The sequence below is a fragment of the Pseudomonas sp. IPO3749 genome, from assembly GCF_013386605.1.
Taxonomy (GTDB): domain Bacteria; phylum Pseudomonadota; class Gammaproteobacteria; order Pseudomonadales; family Pseudomonadaceae; genus Aquipseudomonas; species Aquipseudomonas azotoformans_A.
Genome location: NZ_JACARN010000161.1, coordinates 1 through 656, shown reverse-complemented (window position 1 = coordinate 656; position 656 = coordinate 1). Strand labels below are relative to the sequence as shown.

The 656-nt window shown below is 63.7% G+C and carries 1 protein-coding gene and 1 pseudogene; both read left to right on the top strand.

Translation table 11 applies throughout. The annotated features are described in order from the left end of the window. Positions 1-437 (top strand): efflux RND transporter permease subunit (locus tag HX812_RS31925; RefSeq protein WP_178949165.1); only part of this gene is annotated, 437 nt, incomplete at its 5' end. A gap of 38 nt (positions 438-475) precedes the next feature. Next, positions 476-656 (top strand): annotated as a pseudogene (locus HX812_RS31920) (DUF1345 domain-containing protein); the annotation flags it as partial.

Below are 656 nucleotides of genomic sequence, written 5' to 3'. Positions count from 1 at the left end.
GCTGGTCGATCCCGACCTCGGTGTTGCTGGTGGTGCCGCTCGGTGTACTCGGCGCGGTCGTCGCGGTGAGCTTGCGCGGCATGCCCAACGATGTGTTCTTCAAGGTCGGCTTGATCACCATCATCGGCTTGTCGGCGAAGAACGCGATCCTGATCATCGAGTTCGCCAAGGACCTGTATGACCAGGGCGAAGACCTGGTCACCGCCACCTTGAAAGCCGCACGGTTGCGCCTGCGGCCGATCATCATGACGTCCCTGGCGTTCATCCTCGGCGTGGTGCCACTGGCGATTGCCACCGGTGCCAGCTCGGCCAGCCAGCAGGCGATTGGTACGGGGGTGATCGGCGGGATGATTACGGCGACGCTCGCGGTGGTGTTTGTGCCGGTGTTCTTCGTGGTGGTCATGAAGCTGGTGCGCAAGCGCCACAAGACCGAGTGATGCTATGGTGCTCACAACCGCCTGCGTTGTGAGCACCTATGTCGTTTCTAGCCCGCACCCACCCCCGCCTCTCCGCCGCCGCCGTGCTCGGGATTGCCGTGGGCATCCTGGTGCCGGCCGACACCCTTGTCAGCCAAATCCGCATTGGCTGGAACGCCGGCGTCTGGACCTATCTGGTGCTGATGCTATGGCTGACACGACGCGCCAAGGCCGAGGATG